This window comes from Amycolatopsis dendrobii (genome assembly GCF_014145675.1).
Taxonomy (GTDB): Bacteria; Actinomycetota; Actinomycetes; order Mycobacteriales; family Pseudonocardiaceae; genus Amycolatopsis; species Amycolatopsis dendrobii.
Genome location: NZ_JACGZW010000001.1, coordinates 200450 through 221770 on the forward strand (window position 1 = coordinate 200450; position 21321 = coordinate 221770).

Sequence of the window (21321 nt, forward strand, 5' to 3'; positions counted from 1 at the left end):
CGTGCCTGCCGAGCAGAACCTGGAGAGCCAACCCCGTCCGCGAGCGTCAGCGCGGCCTCGACTTCTTGCCTGAGGCCGAGGCCGCGCTGAATGTCTAATGCGGAGCGTCGGCTAGCAGGCCGGTCTCGCGCAGATGGTCGAAGATGATCTGGTCGACCGGGGACACCCGGCTCCGGTCGGCGTAGGTCAGCCAGACGATTTCCTCGATCTCGCTGCGGGGGGTCAAGGTGCCGCGGTAATCGGCGGTGTAGCAGGTCATCTGGACGGTGGTGCCTGCTGCGTGGCCGTGCGCTTGCCCTTGGAAGGTGCCGAAGTGCTGCGCGCTGTCGGGTGTGATGGCGACGGCGAGTTCCTCGTCGATTTCGCGGGCGAGGGTCTGAAGATCGGTCTCGCCGGGTTCGCGTTTGCCGCCGGGGAGGTAGTAGACGTCCTTGCCCCGGGAGCGGGTGCTGAGGATCCGGCCCGCGTCGAACCGGATCCAGGCGATCTTGTCGATGACGGTCACCGGCATCCTTCCGAGTCGGATCTTTCGCCTCTTTCGCCGGTGAACGTAGCCGCGGCGTTGATGACGGATCAACTGGATAAGCTGGCACTGCGATGGAATCTTCCCTCTGCCGCTGCGCAGTGCTCTTCCTTGACGTGGACGGAACGCTGCTTCCCTTCAGACCTGGCTGCGAAGCGCGTGAGGCGGATCCGCTGGAGCGGCTCGATTCCCGCTTGGGGACTTGGCTGACCTCGGTGCCTGCCGAGCTGGTGTGGGCGACGACATGGGAAGACGAGGCCAATGCCGAGATCGTGTGGCGGCTCGGTCTGCCGCCGTTGCCGGTCGTGCGCTGGCCGGAACCGACGCTGGCGGAGGAACGCGAAGATCAGTGGTTCGGCATGCACTGGAAGACGCGGACCTTGGTCGACTGGGCGGACGGGCGTCCGTTCGTCTGGGTGGACGACGAGATCACCGACGGCGACCGGGAGTGGGTGCTCGCTCGGCATCCCGGCCGTGCGCTGCTGCACCGCGTCGAGCCGGGTCGCGGTCTCGCGGAGGAGGATTTCGCGGCTATCGGCCGCTGGCTGAAGGAATTCTGAAGCGGAAGGCCCGGACCTGCTCGGCGATAAACGCGAGTCGTTCGGGACTGTTCATCGAGCTTCGCGATGAAGAACATCTGCCAGCGCCCGTCGGCACAGGGAATCCGCCCGGCGGGTCGTCTCCGGCAAGCGGTAACGCGCAGCCAACGCCAACGTCGCGTCGCACGCTTCAGCCAAGCCGATCCGATGGCCCACCGAGACGAAGACCGGTTTGACCCCTGCCTGGGTACGCACGGCACGGCCCACGACCTCCGCGCCATCCAGCAGCGGCGACCAATCGCCGCGCGCAGGACCCGGTTGGTCGTAAGAGAACGTGAACGGCGTTTTGGCGACCCCGGCGGTCGGCAGGCCGGTCAGGACTCCGAGGTGACTGGCCAAACCGAGGCGGCGCGGGTGGGCTAAGCCGTAGCCGTCGCAGAGGATCAGGTCCGGGCGGTGGCGGAGCGCGCCGAGGGCGTCGAGGACCGGCGGGAGTTCGCGGAAGGCGAGCAAACCCGGTACGTACGGGAAGCTGACCGGTCCGGCCGCGGTGGTTTCTTCGACGGTCTCGCGGGTGGCGAAGTCGACTAGCACGGCGGCCGCGACGACCACGTTCCGTTCATCGTCGTAGGCGACGTCGACTCCGGCGACGAAGGCACCGTCGGAGAGGGCGGGGCCGGTCGGGTCGACCAGGGTGCGCAGGCGGTCTTGTTCGGCGAGGGCGTCGGCCTCGGTGGCGGGCCAGGCGGGCATGAGGGGTTCCTTGCGGGGCGATGCCCGAGTGGTCGGCGGACGGGGTGAATCCCGGCTGCGGCCGGAAAACGGGGCGGAGACTGCGGCACGATACGGGTGAAAGGTCAGCGCCGACCCTATCAGGCCCAAAAGCTAACGGTTACGTTAAGGTAACGGGTACGGTGATCAGAGGAGAGAGACCAATGTCGGGTCGGCCTTCGGTTCTGCGGCGGCGACGGGTGCTGAGCGGGTTTCTCTCGGCCGCGGCATTGCTGGCCGCGGGGTGCGGTCAGCCGGAAGCTGAGGCGAAGCCTCCGGTGCACAGTGCGGCGGCACCGCTCGCGCTGGTTTACAACGGGCCGCAGGGATGTGCTGAATGCGGGCCCGCCGTCGCCGATCTGTTGCGTCAGGCACCGCAGCATTTCCGGGTCGAGTATGTGGGGCCGGGCACCGGGAAGCCGCTCACGGCGGCGGTGCTGGCGGAGGCGCAGCTGTACGTTCAGCCGGGCGGCGGGCAGGATCTCGACCGGACTTGGCAGGACTTGGCCGGGTCCGCCGACGTCGTGCGCGACTGGGTTCGCGGCGGCGGCAGCTATCTCGGGCTGTGCTTCGGCGGGTATCTCGCGGGCCGCGATCCTGGCTTCGGGCTGCTGCCGGGCGACACGCACGGGTACGCGGGTTCTCCGGGATCGACGGTTCCGGACGAGCGCGACACCGTCATCGAGGTCAGCTGGCGCGGGCAGCAGCGGCACATGTATTTCCAGGACGGGCCCACGTTCCGGCTGAACGAGGGAGCCGACGCGGCGGTGCTGGCGACCTACCCCAACGGGGCGGCCGCGGTGGTCGTCGCGCCGTACGGCAAGGGGCGGGTGGGGGTCAGCGGGCCGCATCCGGAGGCCGACGCGTCCTGGTACGACGAGAAGGGGCTCACCAATCCCGACGGCGTCCGGATGGACCTGGCGTACGACCTGATTCGGGCGACCGTCTCGCGGTAGCGGAAAACCGCTGGCAGGCCCGCGCCGAAGAAGGCAGGGTTCGCGGTGTGCCGATTTTCCTGGTGACCGGTGTCCAAGCGGCGGGCAAGTCGACGGTGGCGCAGGCGCTCGCCGAACGGCTGCCGGAATCGGTGCACGTGCGCGGTGACGCGTTCCGGCGGATGGTGGTCAACGGCCGGGTCGAGATGGGCCCGGCCGACCCGCCCGCCGAGGCCGTCCGCCAGCTTCGGCTCCGGCACGCGCTCGCGGCGCAGGTCGCGGACGGGTACGCCGACGCCGGATTCGCCGTGGTGCTGCAAGACATCGTGCTCGGCGAGCACCTGGCGGAGATGGTCGGCGCGCTGCGCACGCGACCGTGTTACGTCGTGGTTCTCGCGCCGAGCGCGAAGGTGGTGGCGCAGCGCGAGGCGGCGCGGGGGAAGGTCGCGTACCAGCCGGGCGACACCGGGATCGCGGGACTGGACGCGTACCTCCGCGAGCAGACCCCGCACATCGGGCTGTGGCTGGACACTTCGGAGCTGACTGCCGAGGAAACCGTCGACCGGATCCTTGCCCGCGCCGAAGCCGAAGCGGCGGTCTGACCGGCTTTAGTTCGGCGGCTGCTGCGGTCCTTCGCCCGGGTTGGGCTGCGGCGGCAGCGGCTGGGAGTAACCGGACTGCTGGCTGGGATCCGCCTGCGGATAGCCAGGCTGCGGCTGCCCTGGCTGCGGCTGAACGGGATAGCCCGGCTGCGGATACCCGGCCTGGCCGTAGCCGGCCTGCGGGTACCCGGGCTGCCCGCTCATCGGGTATCCGCCCGGAGCGAAACCGGGCTGCGGTGCGCGGCCGCCCTTCGCGACCGCGAGCACGACCAGCAGCCACGACAGCACTTCGAGAACGCTGAGCGTGAGGCCCACGATCGTGAAGATCGTCGTCATCTCGGAGGTGCTCAGGTGGTCCGACGCCATCCAGGACGCGACGTTCGCCAGCATGATCCGCCAGGCGATGTCCAGCGCCGTGGTGACGAGCATGACCGCGAAGGCGGCCACCATCAGCCCGGAGCCGCCGCGCGAGCGCCGGTTGATCGAGAGGATCAGGCCGAACAGCCCCACGATCAGCAGCAACGCCTGCGGGAGGATCTGAAGGATCGTGTTGGTGAAGGTCGTCATGCCTGCTCTCCGCTCGAGGAACGTCGGGCAGATCCTAGGGGGCGGCCCCGTCCGGCGTGGCCGGTTCGCCGAAGATCCCGGTCTCGAAACGGCTTCGACTTCGGGGCGCGGCAGAGTTTCCGGCGAACCGCTCGTCGACCTCCCCGGCGGTCAGGCCGAAGTCGGCGAGGTCGTAGCGGTGCCTCGGTTTCGCGTCGCCGGTGCGGCTCCGCTCGTGCAGCGTGGTCATCGCCTCGCGCGCCCGCGGTGCGAGATCCAGGCCGAAGTGCTGGTAGACGCCCTCGACGGTGCCGATCGGGTCGGCGATGAAGTCCTCGTACCGGACGTCGCAGAACTGCGCCGGGTTGTGCCGTCCGCGGGCGGCGGCGAACCGTTCCGCGCCGCGAGCCCACAGGTCGAGCTGGCTGCGTCCGACGACCTCGCCGCGGAAGGTGTCCGACCAGCCTTCAGAAGCCTGTTCGGTCAGGCTGCACACCGACGCGATGATGGTGCTGGGCGCGCGGTGAGTCTGCACGACCAGCGCGTCCGGGTAGACCTCCAGCAGCGCGTCGAGGGCGAACAGGTGGCTCGGGTTCTTGAGCACCCAGCGGCGGCCGGCGTCGGGCAGGCCGATGAGCTGCAGGTTGCGCCGGTGCCTGCGGTAGGCGTCGGTCCAGTCCTGGCCGTCGAGCCAGCGCGAGTAGCCGGGCACGTGCGCGAGGCATTCGTACGAGACGGATTTCAGCGACTGCCGCAGCAGCTGCCAGCATTCCTCGACTTGGTCGGCCGACATGTGGTGCAGGCCCATGAACTCCGGATGGTCGACGTGGTGCTGCTCGTATCCGGCCTGGATCGCCTGGAACACCGGATTTTCCGGCCACGTTTCGCGCGGCGGGCGGGGCTGCGGCATTTCGGTCAGCCACACCTCGAGACCCTGGTGTGCCGGGTCTTCGGTCAGCAGCCGGTGCAGCGCCGTGGTCCCGGTGCGCGGCAGGCCGGTGACGAAGATGGGCCGCTCGACGGGCACGTCGGCATACTGCGGATTCTGCTTCCACGAAGCCTCGCTCAGCAGCCGCGCGACCAGCGCGCCGCGCAGGAAAGCGCGGTGGACTTTGTTGCCGTACGGGGTCAAATCGGCTTCGCCGGCATAGGAATCGAGCAGCACCCGGAGACCTTCGAGGTATTCGTCGCCGCCGAAATCGTCGAGGCCGGTGAGTTTCGTGGCGGACGCGTGGAGGTCTTCGACCGTGCCGACGCTGGCTCGTCCTGGACGCATGCTTTTCCCCTCAGTGGTGGTATTCGCCGGCGTTGACGTCGAGGCATTGCCCGGTGACGCAGCGGGCGAGCGCGGACGCGAGGAACACGACGGTGTCGGCGATCTCGTCCGGTTCCGGGAGGCGGCGCAGGTCGATCGTCTCCGCCGTCTCCGCGTACACCTGCTCCGCCGGTATGCCGCGTTCTTTGGCCAGGTAAGCGAAATACCACTTGAGCGAGTCCGCCCAGATGTAGCCCGGGGCGACGGAATTGACCCGGATCCCTCGCGGGCCGAGTTCCGAGGCGAGGCTTTGCGCGAGCGCGAGCAAACTCGCCTTCGCCATTTTGTAAGCGCCGAACGTGCGCCGGGAATGCCGCAGCACGGCCGAATTGATCATCACGACCGAACCGGCGCTGTCAGCGAGTGCGGAGGTGCAGAGGCGGGTCAGCCGGAGCGCGGCGAGCACGTTGGTTTCGAATCCGGCGCGCACCGCGTCGAGGTCGACCTCGGCGAGGTCGGTGATCGGCGGGATCGCGAAAGCGTTGTTGACCAAGGTGTCCAGCCGCCCGAACTCGCTCAGCGCGGTCTCGACGAGCTTGGTCGCCGAGGCGTCGTCGGTGATGTCGGTCGGCACCGGGACGGCGCGGCGGCCGAGTGCTGCCACTTCGGCGGCGACCTCGGCGAGCCGGGATTCGGTGCGGGCCGCGAGGACGACGTCGGCCCCGGCCGCGGCGGAGCGCAGGGCGACGGAACGGCCCAGCCCCGGGCCGATCCCGGACACGAGAACGACTTTGCCGGTGAGGAGATCCATGAGGTCAGCCCAGCATCCTGGCCGCCACGGCGGCCTGTCGCGCGGCGATCCGCTGTGCCCATTCCTCCGGCGTCACGCGGGCCTGCCGGTGATAGGGCAGCCGGTCGGCGAGTTCGCCGAACTTCACGACCTCGACCTCCGGGCCGTCCTTTTCGGTCAGTTCCCGGGAAAGCCGCTGCCAGCGGATCTGGACGTAACCGCGGTCGTGGCCGGTGCGTTCGAGCCAGTTCGCGACGCCGGGGTCGCGTTCGCTGATCACGAACCGCATCTTGCCGTCCGGGTCGACCCGGGCCTGGTCGGCGGTGAGGCTGGTCTGGTGGTTCAGGTAGTCCAGCGAGACGTACCAGGTGCTGCCGAGCTGAATTCCCTGGTACGGCGCGTCCGAACGGGGCACGGTGACGATCATGACCTCGTCGTCGGCGAGTTCGTAGTGCCCTGCCGAGGAGTACTGGGTGGGCAGGCCGCCGGGCGTGCTGCGCGGTTCGGTCATCGTGTTCACCGGCAGGTTCAGGTAGAACCACTTCGGGAAGGCGAGGAACGTCCGGATCCGGCTGAGCAGGATCTTGCCGGTGACTCCGTACCGTTTCTCCATCGCGGTGCGCGTGAGCGCGGGCGGCGCCTGGCCGGCGGTGCCGGCGCAGCGGAGCTGGATCGTGCCGCGGCGTTCGGTCGCCCAGTCGCTGTAGACCTCCCGGACGACGAGCATCGAGGAACCCGGGCCGAGCGCGAAATAGCCGGGTTCGGGATCGGGTTTCGCCGGGCCGAAGCGGATCTCGAAAGAACCGTCTTCGGCGATCGGGATGTCGCGGTCGTCGAACGCGGTCATGCTGTCGGGCACCTCGACCGGTGTGTAGTCCCCGTTGAGGATCTGGAAGCTCAGGTCGGCGGTGGTGCCGCGGGTGCCGGTGACGACGTACTCGCGGTCCTCGCGGATGTTCGCGTTGAAGTACAGGGTGTCCGGGTTGTCCAGGCCCATTTTCGTGTACGGGCCGGTGGAGAGGGTGAAGTACGGGAAGTCCCGGTCGTAGGCCCACGCCGTCTGGACCGACGCCCGGATGCTGCCCGCGAGGTAGTCGTAGCCCTCGACCAGGTCCTGTTCGGTCCGGACGTGCGGCGCCTCGGCGATGATCTTTTCGGCTTCGGCGATCGCGCCGGCGAGCGGTTCGGTCAGCACCGGAGACTCCTCACAGTGGTCCAGATCTGTACCAGGGTGGTACGTTCACAGTCCGTTGAGACTAGAACGCGTTCTAAGGATGGGTCAATGGCGGTTACCCGGCGCTCGCCGCCGACGCAGCGGGTCGTGCGGCTGCTGGACTATTTCGCGGCCCGGCCGGGCCAGCGCTTCGGACTGTCCGCGCTGGCTCGCGAACTGGACCTGAGCAAGCCGACCTGCCTCGGCATCCTGACCGAGCTGACCGCGGGCGGCTATGTGGTCCGCGACCCGAGGACCACGACGTATCGCCTGGGACCGGCGATGATCGCGGCCGGACGCGCGGCCGCGGAGGGTTTCGGCGCGAGCGAAATCGCCCGGACCCATCTCGAAGAACTCAGTGCCCGGTACCAGGCGACGTGCACCGCGTCGGCAGTGGTCGACGGGCGCATCCTGATGCTGCAGAGCGCCGGACCGGGCAAGGTGCGGCTCGGCGAGACCTATCCGTTCGCGCCGCCGGTCGGGCTGATGTACGTGCTGTGGGACGCCGATTCCGCCTTCGACGCCTGGCTCGCGACGCCGCCCGCGGTGCCGGTCCGGCTGGACGAGGCGTACCTGCGCCGCGTGGTCGCGGAGTGCCGGGAACACGGCTACCTGGTGGAAAGCCTCACGTCAGCGGGCCGCAGGCTCTACACGCTGATGGCGGGCGTGGCGGCGGGAGACCTGCCGCCCGAAGTGCGCGGGCTGGTCGGCGAGCTGGTGTCGAGCCTGGGGGAGCGGGTGTACCTCGGCGCGGACCTGGAACCGCGGAAGAAACACGCGGTGAGCCTGCTCGCCGCCCCGACTTTCGACGCGTCGGGGCGGCAGGAACTGGTGCTGACGTTGTCGGTCGGGGAGCCGATCACGGGGGCGGAAATCGCCCGCCGCGGCGCGGCGCTGGCCGCGGTCGCGGATGCGGTGACGGCGGAGGCGGGCGGGGTCCGGCCCGGTCAGGCTGGCTGACCCCACATGTTCGCCGTCAGTTTCCACCCCGGCTGGTCCTTCATCGAGACCAGCGTTTCGTACAGCCGCTCGTACCCCGTGCTGCTGATCCGCCAGGCGCCGTCCTCGCGCCGGTAGGTGTCCTCGTAGTACGCGGCTCCTTCGATCACCACCCGGTGCTCGGCGACGATCACCTTGTCCTGGAACATCCACCGGCCGGTCGCGGTGTCCCCGTCGATCTCGATTTCCGGGTGGCCGGCGAAGTGCATCGTCGTGATGCCCGGGCCGACGGTGGTGCGCAGGAACTCCATGAGCGCGTCGCGGTCGTCGAAGTTCAGCGGTTCGCCGTAGGAGGGCGTGCCGTAGTGCACGCGGGCGTCGGCGGTGAGCGTCTCCGCCATCTCGTCCCAGCGCTTCAAATCGAGGCACCGGAGGTAGCGGAATTTCACGCGGCGGATTTCTTCGAGCGCGGCCAGGTCCATGCGCTCAGCGTCCTCCGCTGCTTGACCGAGCGCAAGAACCTGTTCTACTTTTCTGTCCTCGAACCTCGGAAGGGCGGATCCGATGGCGACCCAGGCACCCCCGGCCTACGAGCTGAGCCACCTCGGTGCGCTCGAAGCCGAAGCCGTGCACGTCTTCCGCGAGGTCGCGGCGACCTTCGAACGGCCGGTGCTGCTGTTCTCCGGCGGCAAAGACTCGATGGTGATGCTGCACGTCGCGGCGAAAGCGTTCTGGCCCGCGCCGCTGCCCTTCCCGGTCATGCATGTCGACACCGGGCACAATTTCGACGAGGTGATCCGGTTCCGGGACGAAACCGTCGAGCGCTGCGGATTGCGGCTGCTGGTCGCGCGCGTCCAGGACGACATCGACGCGGGCCGCAGCGTCGAGGATCCCAAGGCAGGCCGGAACCGGCTCCAGACGGCGACTTTGCTGCGCGGCATCCGCGAGAACGGCTTCGACGCGGTGTTCGGCGGTGCCCGGCGGGACGAGGAGAAAGCCCGGGCCAAGGAACGCGTGTTCAGCTTCCGCGACGAGTTCGGGCAATGGGATCCCCGGCGGCAGCGCCCGGAACTGTGGAATCTGTACAACGGCAGGCATCGGAAGGGCGAGCACATCCGCGTGTTCCCGCTCTCGAACTGGACCGAGCTGGACATCTGGCAGTACGTCGAAGCGGAGGACGTTGCCCTGCCGTCGCTGTATTACGCGCACCGCCGGGCGGTGGTCCAACGCGACGGGATGCTGCTCGCCGACACCCGGTTCCTCGCCGTGGCCGAGGGTGAAGTTCCTTGTCCGGCAACGGTTCGCTTCCGCACGATCGGCGACGCGACCTGCACCGGCTGCGTCGAGTCGACCGCTTCCTCGCCCGCGGAAGTGGTGGCCGAGGTCGCCGCGACGCGAGTGACCGAACGCGGCGCGACCCGGGCCGACGACCGGATTTCCGAGGCCGGGATGGAAGACCGCAAGAAGGAAGGGTACTTCTGATGAGCCGGGTCACGACGGTACGGCTCGCCACCGCGGGCAGTGTGGACGACGGCAAATCGACCCTGATCGGCCGGTTGCTGTTCGATTCGAAGACGGTGTTCACCGACCAGCTCGAAGCGGTCGAGCGCACGAGCCGGGACCGCGGCGACGCGTATCCGGACCTCGCGCTGCTCACCGACGGCCTGCGAGCGGAACGCGAACAGGGCATCACGATCGACGTCGCGCACCGGTATTTCGCCACGCCCAAACGGAAGTTCATCATCGCCGACACGCCGGGACACGTGCAGTACACCCGGAACATGGTCACTGGAGCGTCCACTTCGGACGTCGCGCTGATCCTGGTCGACGCGCGCAAGGGCGTGCTCGAGCAGTCGCGCCGGCACGCGTTTCTCGCCAGTCTGCTGGGCATCCGCCACCTGGTGGTGTGCGTGAACAAAATGGACCTCGTCGGCTGGTCGCAGGAGCGGTTCGAGGAAATCCGCGAGGACTTCCGCGGGTTCGCGATGAAATTGCAGACCCCGGACCTGACCTTCGTCCCGATGTCCGCGTTGCACGGCGACAACGTGGTGCACCGGGGTGCGAGCATGCCGTGGTACGAAGGCACTTCGCTGTTGCACCACCTGGAACAGGTGCACGTCGCGTCCGACCGGAACCTGGTCGACGCGCGTTTTCCGGTGCAGTACGTGATTCGCGAGCACAGCCGGGATTTCCGCGGCTATGCCGGTACCGTGGCCGGCGGCGTCTTCAAGCCCGGCGACGAGGTGACCGTGCTGCCGTCCGGGTTCACCACGACCGTACGCGCGATCTGGGGACCCGGCGGGACCGCGGTGGCCGAGGCGTTCGCTTCGCTGGCGGTCACCATCGAACTCGCCGACGAACTGGACCTCAGCCGCGGCGATCTGATCTGCCGTCCGGGCAACCGGCCGCACGTGGGCCAGGACGTCGACGCCATGGTGTGCTGGTTCTCCGAACAGTCCTCGCTCGCTCCGGGCGCGAATTACCTCGTCCGGCACACCACGCGCGAGACCAAGGCCGAGGTCGCCTCGCTCGACTACCGGCTGGACGTCACCACGCTGCACCGCGACGAAGCAGCGGAGTCGTTGTCGCTCAACGAAATCGGCCGGATCCGGCTGCGGACGCGGCAGCCGCTGCTGTTCGACCCCTACGCCCGCAACCGGCCGACCGGCGGGTTCCTCCTGGTCGACGAACACTCCGGCGACACCGTCGGCGCGGGCGTGATCACCGGCCCGGGCACGACCGCGCCGAACGTGGTCTGGCATCCGGCGGCGGTGTCGCGGGACGAACGCGCGACCCGCGGCCGGACGGTCTGGCTCACCGGGCTGTCCGCCTCGGGCAAGTCGAGCGTGGCCGCGGAACTGGAGCGCAGGCTGGTCGCCTCGGGCCGCCCCGCGTACCTGCTCGACGGCGACAACCTCCGGCACGGGCTCAACGGCGACCTCGGGTTCGCCCCGGCGCAGCGGGCCGAGAACATCCGCCGCGTCGCGGAGGTCGCGAAGCTGTTCGCCGACGCCGGGGTCGTGGCGGTGGTGTCGTTGATCAGCCCGTACCAGGCTGATCGCGAACTCGCGCGGACCGTGCACGAAACCGCGGGGCTGGAGTTTTTGGAGGTCTTCGTCGACACCCCGCTCGAAGTGTGCGAGGACCGGGATCCGAAGGGCATGTACGCCAAGGCGCGTTCGGGCGAGATCACCGGATTCACCGGAGTGGACGCGCCGTACGAACGGCCCGCGGCCCCGGACCTGGTGCTGCGCCCGGAAAACGGCGACCCGGCCGCGATGGCCGCGCTGGTTCTCGCCGCCCTGGAGCAACGCCCGGACCTGGTGCGGCCGACTGTCGGCGCTCCTGTTCGCACGAGCAAATAGCTCCGTGTCGTTTCGGCGGATCCGGGCTTACGTTCAGGAGATGGCGAACGAATTGACCATTCCGCTCCTGCCCTGTCCCTCCATCGACGAGATCGCGCCGTTCTACGAGATGCTCGGCTTCGAGATCACCTCCCGGCAGGCACGGCCGTACTCGCACGTCGCGGTGCGGCGGGAAGACCTCAATCTGCACTTCTTCGGCATGGACGGTTACGACCCGAAGCAGTCGTACAGCACCTGCCTGGTCATCGTGGAGGACACCAGCGAACTGTTCGAGGCCTTCGCGGCGGGGATGCGGTCCGTGCACGGCAAGCTGCTCGTCTCCGGCATCCCGCGGATGACCCGGCCGCGGCTGCGCAACGACCGCTATACCGGGTTCACCGTCGTCGATCCGGGTGGCAACTGGATCCGGATCAACCAGGCCGCGAAGGAGCCCGAGGCGCGGACGAAGCTCGCGAAAGCGATGGAAAACGCTGCGAGGCAAGCGGATTCGCACGGCGACGAACGCCAAGCGCTGAAGGTCCTGGAGGGCGCGCTGAAGAGGGCGACCGGCGACGAACCGGAGTTCCAGGCGGCGCGGGAGTTTCGCGACGAACTGATCGAACGGGTCGTGGGCGCTGAAGGGGCCGCCTCGGGCTCGTAGGCGTCCGGAGCGACCGCCGCCCGGCGTCAGCAGCGCCGGGCGGCGGAGACGTCGTCGATGATCCGGCGGGCGAGTGCGGCCGAGGAGCCGGGGTTCTGTCCGGTGTAAAGACTGCGGTCGACGATCACGTGGGATTTCAGCGGCAGGCCGGAAGTGTAGTCCGCGCCCGCCTCTTTGAGCCGGTCTTCGAGCAGCCACTTGGCTTTCCACGCGAACGGGTTGAACCGTTCCTCGACGTTGGAAAGCCCGGTCATCCGGTAGCCGGCGAAGGGCCAGCTGCCGTCCGGGTTCTTCGCCGCCAGGGCGGCGGCCGGGGCGTGGCACAGCAGGGCGAGCGGCCGGGCCGAGGCCAGCCGCGTGGTCAGCAGCGCGCCGGAAACCGGGTCGACGGCGAGGTCTTCCATCGGGCCGTGGCCGCCGGAGTAGAAGACGACGTCGAAGTCGTCCGGGTCGGCTTCGGACAGATCGGCGGGCTCGGCCAGCACGGGGGCCAGGCGCTCGAGTCCGGCTTTGAGTTTCTTGGCGGTGTGCGGGAGAACTCCGCCTTTCACGCCGAGACTGAGCTGGTCGACCACGGGCCGCTTGCCGCCGGGGGTGGCGACAGTGACGTCCCAGCCCGCGTCGGTGAACAGCGTGTAGGGGACGACGAATTCCTCGGCCCAGAATCCGGTCGGGTGCTCTGCGCCGTCTTTCAGCGTCCAGACCCGGGCGGCGGAGAGCACCTGCAGAACCTTGGTCATCGCGAAACTCCTTGCGGGGGAACCGAGTACGGGACCGGCAGGTGCAGGGCGAGCTGGCCTTCGGCGAGCACGTCGAAGCGGACCGGGCGGGTCGGCTTGAGCGAGCGCAGGTCGTCGCTCATCCGACCGCGCCCGAGCCGCAGATCGACGGTGCGCGGGAAGGACGCGCTTCCGCCCGACAGCGCGTTGGTCTGGCTGAGCGTCGAGTGCCAGGCGCCGTCGATGGTGGTGTAGGAGGTGAGGGTCGAAACACGTTCGCCGCTCGGGTACCTCGTCTGGGCGGGGGTGGCTGCGGACAGCGCCAGGTCGAGTTCGCCGGAGTCGTTGGCGACCCGGGCGGTGGTGCGGCGCGCGTCGATTTCGACGTCGAGTTCGGTGACCCACTTGGGGAAACCGTAGCCGTCGTGGCCGCGGACCTGGGCGATGTCCGTGTTGACCGGCAGCGAGAGGACGTAGGTGTCGAGGTGGTCGTTCTTGAGCGCGGCGAGCAGGTCCACGAACCCGAGCTTCCCGTGCCGCGCGGGCTGGACCGCGATGCCGACGGCGGCCTCGGTGTAGAAGTCGATGTCGCACACGTCGTAGCGGAAGAACATCACCGACACCAGGCCGAGGCCGGGCGCGACCTCCAGCGGCGCCAGCTCCCGCGGCAGCCGGGCGCGGATCGCGCGGGACCGGGCGAGCATCGTAAGGCGGGCCGAGGACATCCGGTAGTAGAAGTTCGGCGTGAGTGTGGGACCGATCGGCGACTCGACCTTCGTCTTGGGCAGGCCGCGGAAGAACTCGACGCCGCTGACGCGCGGGTCGCGGGCGATCTCGTCCAGGTCGGTGTCCATCCGGTAGCGGTCGTACAGGCCGCCTTCGGGGACGGTGACGAGGCGACCGCCCAGATCGACGTCCACAGTTCCGGTCGGTGCCATCGCGGTCGCTCCCGTCAGGGTATGTGTGCAGTGCTTACATCACGGTAGGCCCTCGATGTGAGCACTGTCAACACCGCGGGTCGTCACTCACCCGGCCGGGCGGCGAAGACCGCGGCGAAGGACGCGCGGACCTGCTTGGCGACGTCGTCGGGGGAGTCGCTGGCTAGCTTCCCGTCGAGGTGCAGGCTGGCCAGCCCGTGCACCAGTCCCCAGCCCGCGATGGCGATGTTGGCCAGGTCGGCCTTGGGGAACACGTTCGCGACGGCGCGGGCGAGCGTCTCGTGCACCGAGGCGGCGGCGCTGACCCGGTCCTCGTTCGTGTCGTCGCAGGCATTGCCGAACATGAGCCGGAACAGTGCCGGGCGGCGGAGCGCGAAGTCGACATACGCGACGCCCAGTTCGGCCAGTTCGGCGACTGTGGCCGGCATCGCGTCGCCCTGGACCAGGTCGTCGTTGAGATCCCGGAGGCCTTGGGCGGCGAGCGCTGACTCGAGGGCTTCACGGTCGGCGAAGTGCCGGTACGGGGCGGTCGGGGAGACGCCCGCTTTCCGTGCGACGGCTCGCAGGGAGAACTGCTCGCCCTGTTCGAGCATCTCCATCGCGGTCGTCAGCAGGGCTGCCCGCAAGTCGCCGTGATGGTAGCCGTCCTTCGTGGAAGTTGACACTGCTTACATCGCCTCCTACTCTCATGTGAGCGCTGCAAACATACCGCACGGATCGAAGGAATCATGACGACCTCGCCGCTGTTCACGCCATTCGCGCCGGCCCATGGGCCCGCGCTCGCCAACCGGCTCGTCAAAGCGGCCATGGAGGAGAACATGGCCGGCTCCGGGCAGGTGCCCGACGAGCGGATCCGCCGCCTGTACCGCCGCTGGAGCCGTTCCGCGCGTGGGCGGACGCGGCCAAGAGCGGCGGCTCGCGGGTGTGGATGCAGATCAACCACCCCGGACGCCAGGTGATGGCGAACCTGCCCGGGGTCGCGTGGGGTCCGTCGGCGATCAAGGTCGACGTCGGCAAGCAGAGCAAGCGGCTCGCGCAGCCGGCTGAGATGACCGCGGACCACATCGGACAGACGGTGGCGCGGTTCGCCGAAACCGCGCGTCGTGCCGAGGAGGCCGGGTTCGACGGGGTCGAGATCCACGCCGCGCACGGGTATCTGCTGTCGCAGTTCCTGTCGCCGCTGGCCAACCGGCGGGCCGACGAGTGGGGCGGCAGCCTGGAGAACCGGGCGCGGCTGCTGCTCGACATCGTGCGAGCCGTGCGCGACGCGGTGTCGCCGGCGTTTACCGTCGCGGTGAAGGTGAACTCGGCCGATTTTCAGCGAGGCGGGTTCGACGCCGCGGACGCCGCCCGGGTGATCGAGATGCTGGCTCCGCTCGGTGTCGACGTGGTCGAACTGTCCGGCGGCAGCTACGAGAGCCCGGCGATGTCGGGCCGTTCCGCCGACGAGCGCACGGTGGCACGAGAGGCGTATTTCCTGACCCTGGCCGAAGAACTCGCCCGGACGAGCCCGCTGCCGTTGATGCTGACCGGCGGCATCGTCCGGCGGCCGGTCGCCGAGCAGGTCCTGGCCGGGGGCATCGAGCTGGCCGGAATGGGGACGGCTCTGGCGATGGATCCCGATCTGCCGAAGAAGTGGCTCCGCGGCGAGGACGCCGCGGTGGAGCTCGCGCCGGTGGCGATCAAGGACAAGACGCTGGCTTCGGCAGCGGGGATGGCGCGGGTGCGCCGCCAGTTGCGACGGGTGGGCGCGGGCCGTTCGCCGCGGTTGCGGACGAACCCCAAGCTGGCGCTGGCGAAAGAGACGGTGCGGTAGCAACGCGCGTTGCGTCGCTACCGCAGCTGGCTCGACCGCCGGGGCATCAGCAGGACGTCCTCGGCGTCGCACTCGTGACCGCTTTGTTCCAGACTGTCGCGGTGGACCCGTCGGCCCTGATCTCCACGATCGGGAACGGCTTTTCCACCGGGTTGCCGTACTGCGCCTGATCGGGGCTGAACTGGATGGTCCCGCTCGCGCCCTGGACGGCGTTCTGGCACCGCATCTCCTCGATGAGGCCGATTTGCGACAGGGGCGTGCGGACCACCGGGTCGGCGTTGCCGTTCGCGGCCCGGCGGGCGGCCATGACGGCGACCATCATGGCGTCGTGGGCGAGGATGCCTTCGCCGCTGCTCAGGTCTGCGACGGGGAACGTCAGCGAGGCTGCGCCGTCGTCCGCGCGGACGGACTGGCCGTTGCACACGCCGGGTCTGCCGGTGAAGACCGCCTGGAACGTGTTGTAGGCGGCCTGTTCGGCGGTGCCGTTGCACGGGCCCCATTCGTCGGGGCTGGCCAGCGAGGTGAACAGCACCCGGACGTGGCCGCCGCGGACGGCGTCGCGGAGGCTGGCCTCGTTGATCGCGGAGCCTCCGTCGTCGCCGGTGACGACGGTCAGTTTTCCGTTGGCGCACGGCGTGTTCCCCTGCGTCCACGATTGCACGAACGGCCCGAGGTCGGTGCCGCGGCCGGTGAAGTAGACGACCGTCGGCGCGACCGAGCACAGATTCTGGTTCAGGTAGGCGAACTGGGTGAGCAGCGGGTCCGTGCGGGAGACGTCGCGCGGCAGCGCGCCCGGCGAGGTGAACGGGAACCGGTGCGCCGCCGGCATTTCCTTCACCGCCCGCGAGCCGAGGGTCTGCGTGTAGTCGTCGCCGGGAATGTTGTCCTGCACGATCGCGACCCGCGACGGGTCCGGCTCGATGCCCGCGATGTACCGGGCGGCGGCCGCCACGGAATGGGTGTTGGTGGGCGAGGTGCGGAAGAAACCGGTGTTGAGCTTGCCCTCCGGGGTGAGGTTCATGGTGTCCCCGGTGACCGTCGCGCCGATCACCGGAAGATGCGCCTGGGCGGTCAGTTTCGCGGCCGCCGCGCGGGTGTTGTCCATGCTCTGGCCCAGCCCGATAACCGAGACCACGTGGTTGCCCGCCGCGTGCTCGGAGATCTCGTCGACGGCCTCGGACCAACTCGCGTACTGGCTGCCCATGTTCGCCAGGAACAGCTTGACCTTCGGGACGCTGCCCTGGAACGCGGCGGTGTGGTTGGCCCGCCACACCCCGGCGATCGCGCCCTCGATGTCCGGGTACAGATCGGGGTAGAGGCGGGTGTCGACGCCTTCGTTCGGCGTCATGTCCTGGAACATCACCACGGACACGTAGTTGTCGCCGACCGCAGCGTTGTTGGCCCGGACCGTCGCTTCCAGCTCCCGCATGTGCTCCGGTTCGTTCTGCCGGAACTGCGAGCTGTCCAGGTCGATGCCGACGCACGCGTCGTTCGCGTCCGGGGCCATGCCGTCCCCGCACCGGGCGAGCAACGGGGGTACGAGGAGGGCCGCGGCGACGAGGACGACCACCGTCAGCGTGGCGAAGCCGGTCGCCAGCACCGGACGCCGCAGCACCCAGTTGGCCAGCCGCGGGAATCGGTGGGTGAACCAGCGCAGCAGCTTGCGAATGCGGTCCATCACGCTCCTGTCGGGAGAAGAGGCGGGTTCACCGGCCGCCGAATTGCGCGGCGGCGTCGGTCAGCGCGTCGGTGTCGTCGCCGGCCGCGTAATTGCCGGCCAGCCTCGTGAAGTTCTTGGAGATCCGCTGGTCGTGCGCCGGGCTGGGCACGGTGTGCGGATCGTGGTAGAGCCACAGCCGCGCGACGATGCTGGTGATCGCGGCCTCGGCGGACTCCCGCCCCGGCTGCCCGTCCGGCACGAGCTCCGCGACGCTGTGGTCGGTCGGCTCGACCGCGGGCCGGCGGCACGGCGCCCGGGTGATCTGGTCGACCAGCCGGACCCAGCGGGGATGCCCGGTCTTGGCGAACTCGGTGACCAATTCGTCGACCACGTGCGTGAAGTTGTCGCAGGCGAGGGCGTAGTACAGCCGCCGGGCCTTGTCCTCGGTTTCGCCGGTGGGCTCGGCGCAGGTGTTCGCCATCCGCCTGAACACTTCCGCCCACGTCATGCCGACGGGATGGCGGTCCGCGGCGCTTTGCGCGTGCAGTCCGGCCAGCAGGCAGGCGAGCAGCCACGGATGCAGCGCCGCGGGATGTTCCCGCTCGGGGGCGGCGACCGGCCACAGGCGCGAAGGCCGGGCGGCGAAAGTGCTGACCCACAGGTTCTCCCGCAGTGCGCGCAGGATGTCGTTCGCGTCGGGGAAAACGGCCGGATCCAGCCCGGGCGACTGCCCCGGCTGGCCGAGCCGCACCCCGACCGCGACCGCCTGCGGGACGACGATCGGCAGCGGGTCGGCCAGCAACGGCCGCGGCAAGAACGAGGTCAGCGCGCGTTCCCAGAGCGTGATTCCGTTGTGCGGCTGGAAAAGCAGCGACCGGGCGAGCGGTTTGGCGTCGACCGGCGGTTCGCCTGCCCGGCGGCCGATCTCCTGCGCGGCCGCGGGCAGGCCGCCGGAGAGCCGCCGGACGAACTCGTCGAAGACGGCCGGTTCCCAGCCGTCCGGCGGGGTCGGGGCGAGGTTGTGCAGCACTTCGGGGCCGGGCGGGTCCAGCCACACCGGATACCAGGCGCGGGTCGGCGAGCCGCCCCTGTCGGCGGTGGCGGCCAGATGGTGGGTCCACTGCTTGAAATCCGCCTGGGACAGCAGGGGGATCGGCCGCTTGCCCGGGCAGTCCGCCTTCGTCCGCCACGGTTCCCGCCACCAGTGGCCCCAAGCGGACGACCACCGGTCCATCGCCGCCACGATCAGCAGCGGATCGCGCTCGGGCAACCGATTCTGCCGTGCGCGCACGAACGCGGAGAGGAATTCGCGGCCGGCGGGGGTCGCGTCGACGTTGTCGATCAGCAGCGCCCAGGCGTGCTCGTGCGGGACGTCCTGTCCGTGCGGGGCCAGGCAATCGCACCGGCGCACCGGCGTCGTCCATTGATCGGCGCTGCGCGACAGATCGGTCAGGAACGCGTTCAGCACGTGCGGGACCGGATCGGAATTGCGCTGGCTCAGCTCGATCAGCGAGTCGATCGTGCCGGCTCCCTCCAGCAGGCCGCTGAACCATTTCAGCGCCTGCCGCACACTTCGCCGCCGCCGGTTCGTCAGCCGCAGCAGCGCGCTGATTCCGCTGCTGAGCACTTGCTGGACAGCGGGTCCCGGCACCTGTGCGCCGATCCCGGACAGCGACAGCGCGAACTTGACCGCCTCGCCCGCCATGTCCGCGACGGCGTGGTCGTCGTCCTGGTGCAGGTAGCTTCCGACGAGCTGGAGGACGTGCGCCCGGGCCGCGTCCCGGTCCTGCGGCAGGGTTTCGTTCAGTGCCAGCAGGGAAAGCCCGACGCGGTGGAAGGCCGGGTCGCGCGGCAGGTTGTCCCAGTGCCGCGCCAGCAGGAAGGACACGTACGCGACGGCGGAGATCGGATCGGCGACCTGGGCGTCCTGGAAATCGAGCCGGGCGTGGACGAGCGTGCCCCCGCACGCGGCGGAGATCGTTTTCAGCGCGGCGCTCTTGCCCGAGCCCTTCGGCCCGAGCAGCGCGACGACCGGCTCCGGCACGGCCGTCCCCTCCGCTGGACGCCGGAAGGCTTGCCGGACAAAGAGTTCTGCGGCGGTCAGCACGTGCGGTTCCCCCAGGTCCTGCCGTTCGGCTCGCGGTGCGGTCAGAGGCACGGCAGAAGGTGTATCGGTTCAGATGTGGGCCGTGTCACAGGTATCGCGGCGGTTCACTCAAAAGTGTGGCCCTCGCGGTCGCTCGCGCAAGCGGCTGTCCGGGGGTGTTCCGCTCAGGGAAAGTCAGCGTGCGCCACGATCGGGCGAAGGCTCCCATTCCGCGCGTTCGCGGGCCCTTTCTTGTCGGGGCGGCTGCTTAAAGTGCGGTCATGGCAGTGGACGAGCGCGAACGGGCGCAACGGGTGCTGAGCTTCGCTCTCGACGTGGCGATGCAGATGTTCCGGCAGGGCATCGAAACCGCCGTCATCGTGCGCACGGTCCGCGGGCTGGCGTCGGCCGGCGGCGTCGCGGATCTGCGGATTTCGGTGGGAGTGCGGGCAATTCACCTCCAGTACTGCGGCGGCGCAGGAGAACCGCTGGTGCTGTTCGGGAGCGTGCAGGCGAACGACGCTCGCGACATCGGCCGGATGGGAGACTGGGAAGCGCTCGCGGTGCGCGCCGCCGCCGGTACGATTTCGCCTGCCGAAGCCGAGCGCGACGCCGGAATCCTTGCTCAAGCGGGCCCGACCTGGCCGTGGTACGTAAGTTTGCTCGGCGGATGCCTGCTCGCGGCGATGATTTGCCTCCAGGCGAACGGGACCGTGCTCGCCGCGGCGGTGTCCGCCGGGTTGTTCGTTTTCGCCAACCGCGTCGGCTGGGCGTTGAGCACAGTCGGCATCGCGGAGTTCTTCCAAGTCGCGGCGAAGGCGAGCACCGTGCTGGCGGTCGCGATCTCGTTGCTGTCGCTGGGAGTGCTCACCGGGCACGAGGCGGCGAGCCTTTCGGCGGCGAATCTCGTGCTGCTGCTGCCGATTCTGTCGCTGGTCTCGCTGGTCGAGGACGCGGTCGGCGATTTCCACCTCATGGCGGCCGCCCGGATCGTGACAGTCCTGCTGCTCACCGGCGCGATCGCGACCGGCGTGATGGTCGTCGTGTCGGTGGCGAACGGCCTCGACATCCTCGGCGAGGCCAGCCGGGTGCAACTCGCCGCGCTGCCGCTGGCCCTGGTGCCGGTGACGGCCCTGGTCGGCGCACTGGGCAACGCGATCCTGATGGGCACGCCCGCGCGCTGGTGGCTGCTCGCCTGCGCGGCCGGGATCGTGACGTCCCTGGCGAACTGGACGGGTCGATCGGTGCTCAGCCTGTCGGCTCCGGTCTCGATCTTCCTCGCCACGACGGTGCTGGGGGTGCTGGCCGCGGTGGTGTCGCGGACGCTGAAGGCACCGACCGCCGTGGTCACGATCCCCGGTTTGACCGGTGCTGTGTTGCCGGGGCCCGCGCTGTACTTGAGCCTGTCGCAGGTGTTCGCGCGGGTTCCCGGCGCCTGGGACGCGGTGGCGGAGGCGATTCTCGCTACGGCGGCGATCGGAGTCGGGGTCGTGCTCGGGTTGCAGCTCGCGGCGTTGCGCCGGCCGGATACTGCGATGTCGGGAGCTCCTCTTGGCTAGCCGGGGTCGAAGACCGGGAAGCCGTCTCTCGCGACTTCTGGAACGAACTCGCCGCGCTCTTCTGCCACCCAGGTTTCGGGTTTTCAGCGCCGCCGCTGCGGAAGCGCTCGTGTCGAGCGCCGATGGCGGCGCCGTGCTCGCGGTGTTCCGCGGGCTGGCAGCCGGACGCCACCTATCCTGCCGCTTCCCGGCACGCCGGCCTCGCCGTGCTCGCGGGCTCCCGCTTTTCCGTCACCGCAGCGGAAACGGCGCTTCCGTCCCTGGTCAGCCGGGTGCGCGAGCGGTTCGCGGCGGCAGGGAAAGGCACCGCCCCAACCCCGGCATTCGACCGCTTACCGGACTTCCCCGGCGGTATTAGGGGGTGGCAGGGATCTTGCCGGTGCGTAACGTCGGCCGGGTCACGCCGCACTTCTAGCCCTGGGGGG

21 protein-coding genes are annotated in these 21321 nt (G+C 69.5%); 9 read left to right on the plus strand and 12 right to left on the minus strand.

All coding sequences use genetic code 11. From position 1 onward, the window contains the following. Positions 1-94 precede the first annotated feature (94 nt). Positions 95-505 (minus strand): NUDIX hydrolase, encoded by a 411-nt coding sequence (locus tag H4281_RS00945; RefSeq protein ID WP_182888933.1) that lies wholly within the window; start codon positions 503-505, stop codon positions 95-97. Between the two features lie 92 nt (positions 506-597). Here H4281_RS00945 and H4281_RS00950 point away from each other — a divergent pair, with 92 nt between their 5' ends. Further along, on the plus strand, positions 598-1083 hold the full coding sequence (locus H4281_RS00950) for an HAD domain-containing protein (protein ID WP_182888934.1): 486 nt from the start codon (positions 598-600) through the stop codon (positions 1081-1083). 51 nt (positions 1084-1134) lie between these two features. On the opposite strand, the gene H4281_RS00955 is transcribed toward H4281_RS00950, so the two are convergent. Beyond that, a complete protein-coding gene (locus H4281_RS00955; protein ID WP_182888935.1) occupies positions 1135-1815 on the minus strand; it encodes an endonuclease V in 681 nt (226 codons plus the stop codon). Positions 1816-1997: 182 nt separating this feature from the next. On the opposite strand from H4281_RS00955, the gene H4281_RS00960 reads away from it, so the two are divergent. Next, positions 1998-2789: a BPL-N domain-containing protein gene (locus H4281_RS00960; protein WP_182888936.1), complete on the plus strand. Its 792-nt coding sequence runs from the start codon at positions 1998-2000 to the stop codon at positions 2787-2789. 47 nt (positions 2790-2836) lie between these two features. After that, complete coding sequence (locus H4281_RS00965; RefSeq protein WP_312872030.1) at positions 2837-3370, plus strand: AAA family ATPase; 534 nt, start codon at positions 2837-2839, stop codon at positions 3368-3370. 6 nt (positions 3371-3376) lie between these two features. Here the strand turns inward: H4281_RS00965 and H4281_RS46090 are convergent, their stop codons facing one another. Genes H4281_RS46090 through H4281_RS00985 form a run of 4 tightly spaced genes read right to left on the minus strand, consistent with a single transcriptional unit; the run spans position 3377 to position 7156 of the window. Continuing rightward, complete coding sequence (locus H4281_RS46090; RefSeq protein WP_182888937.1) at positions 3377-3937, minus strand: hypothetical protein; 561 nt, start codon at positions 3935-3937, stop codon at positions 3377-3379. A gap of 34 nt (positions 3938-3971) precedes the next feature. After that, positions 3972-5192 (minus strand): sulfotransferase family protein, encoded by a 1221-nt coding sequence (locus H4281_RS00975; protein WP_246411236.1) that lies wholly within the window; start codon positions 5190-5192, stop codon positions 3972-3974. Between the two features lie 10 nt (positions 5193-5202). Then, complete coding sequence (locus H4281_RS00980; protein ID WP_182888938.1) at positions 5203-5982, minus strand: SDR family oxidoreductase; 780 nt, start codon at positions 5980-5982, stop codon at positions 5203-5205. A gap of 4 nt (positions 5983-5986) precedes the next feature. Continuing rightward, positions 5987-7156 (minus strand): DUF1214 domain-containing protein, encoded by a 1170-nt coding sequence (locus H4281_RS00985; RefSeq protein WP_182888939.1) that lies wholly within the window; start codon positions 7154-7156, stop codon positions 5987-5989. An 87-nt stretch (positions 7157-7243) separates the two neighbouring features. Between H4281_RS00985 and H4281_RS00990 the strand changes: the two genes are divergently transcribed. After that, entirely contained in the window at positions 7244-8134 is an 891-nt protein-coding gene (locus tag H4281_RS00990; protein ID WP_182888940.1) for a helix-turn-helix domain-containing protein, read from the plus strand. Here H4281_RS00990 and H4281_RS00995 read toward each other — a convergent pair. Beyond that, positions 8122-8595 (minus strand): nuclear transport factor 2 family protein, encoded by a 474-nt coding sequence (locus H4281_RS00995; protein ID WP_182888941.1) that lies wholly within the window; start codon positions 8593-8595, stop codon positions 8122-8124. The two genes, H4281_RS00990 and H4281_RS00995, sit on opposite strands and share 13 nt — an antisense overlap. An 82-nt stretch (positions 8596-8677) precedes the next feature. Here H4281_RS00995 and cysD point away from each other — a divergent pair, with 82 nt between their 5' ends. From cysD to H4281_RS01010, 3 genes are read left to right on the plus strand one after another with little or no spacing between them, the layout of a single operon-like run. Then, entirely contained in the window at positions 8678-9595 is a 918-nt protein-coding gene (cysD, locus tag H4281_RS01000; RefSeq protein WP_182888942.1) for a sulfate adenylyltransferase subunit CysD, read from the plus strand. After that, the gene (gene cysC / locus H4281_RS01005; protein ID WP_182888943.1) at positions 9595-11478 is read left to right on the plus strand and encodes an adenylyl-sulfate kinase; all 1884 of its coding nucleotides are present in this window, start codon (positions 9595-9597) and stop codon (positions 11476-11478) included. The genes cysD and cysC overlap by 1 nt, the downstream gene beginning before the upstream one ends. A 40-nt stretch (positions 11479-11518) precedes the next feature. Next, positions 11519-12118 carry a DUF8817 family protein gene (locus H4281_RS01010; protein ID WP_182888944.1) on the plus strand — a complete coding sequence of 200 codons (600 nt, stop codon included), beginning with the start codon at positions 11519-11521 and terminating at the stop codon, positions 12116-12118. A gap of 26 nt (positions 12119-12144) precedes the next feature. Here H4281_RS01010 and H4281_RS01015 read toward each other — a convergent pair whose 3' ends face one another. From H4281_RS01015 to H4281_RS01025, 3 genes are all read right to left on the minus strand, one after another. Continuing rightward, positions 12145-12858, minus strand: coding sequence for a type 1 glutamine amidotransferase domain-containing protein (locus H4281_RS01015; protein WP_182888945.1), 714 nt, complete (start codon positions 12856-12858; stop codon positions 12145-12147). Then, positions 12855-13775, minus strand: coding sequence for an acetoacetate decarboxylase family protein (locus H4281_RS01020; protein ID WP_182888946.1), 921 nt, complete (start codon positions 13773-13775; stop codon positions 12855-12857). The genes H4281_RS01015 and H4281_RS01020 overlap by 4 nt, the downstream gene beginning before the upstream one ends. 83 nt (positions 13776-13858) lie before the next feature. Continuing rightward, on the minus strand, positions 13859-14440 hold the full coding sequence (locus tag H4281_RS01025) for a TetR/AcrR family transcriptional regulator (protein ID WP_182888947.1): 582 nt from the start codon (positions 14438-14440) through the stop codon (positions 13859-13861). A 263-nt stretch (positions 14441-14703) separates the two neighbouring features. On the opposite strand from H4281_RS01025, the gene H4281_RS01030 reads away from it, so the two are divergent. After that, positions 14704-15591, plus strand: coding sequence for an oxidoreductase (locus tag H4281_RS01030; protein WP_246411238.1), 888 nt, complete (start codon positions 14704-14706; stop codon positions 15589-15591). 46 nt (positions 15592-15637) lie between these two features. Here H4281_RS01030 and H4281_RS01035 read toward each other — a convergent pair whose 3' ends face one another. Together H4281_RS01035 and H4281_RS01040 are read right to left on the minus strand one after the other, a co-directional pair. Then, on the minus strand, positions 15638-17269 hold the full coding sequence (locus H4281_RS01035) for a type 1 periplasmic-binding domain-containing protein (RefSeq protein WP_182888948.1): 1632 nt from the start codon (positions 17267-17269) through the stop codon (positions 15638-15640). Positions 17270-17297: 28 nt separating this feature from the next. Next, positions 17298-19409 (minus strand): P-loop NTPase family protein, encoded by a 2112-nt coding sequence (locus H4281_RS01040; protein WP_182888949.1) that lies wholly within the window; start codon positions 19407-19409, stop codon positions 17298-17300. Positions 19410-19618: 209 nt separating this feature from the next. Between H4281_RS01040 and H4281_RS01045 the strand changes: the two genes are divergently transcribed. Next, on the plus strand, positions 19619-20896 hold the full coding sequence (locus tag H4281_RS01045) for a threonine/serine exporter family protein (protein ID WP_182888950.1): 1278 nt from the start codon (positions 19619-19621) through the stop codon (positions 20894-20896). Positions 20897-21321 lie beyond the last annotated feature (425 nt).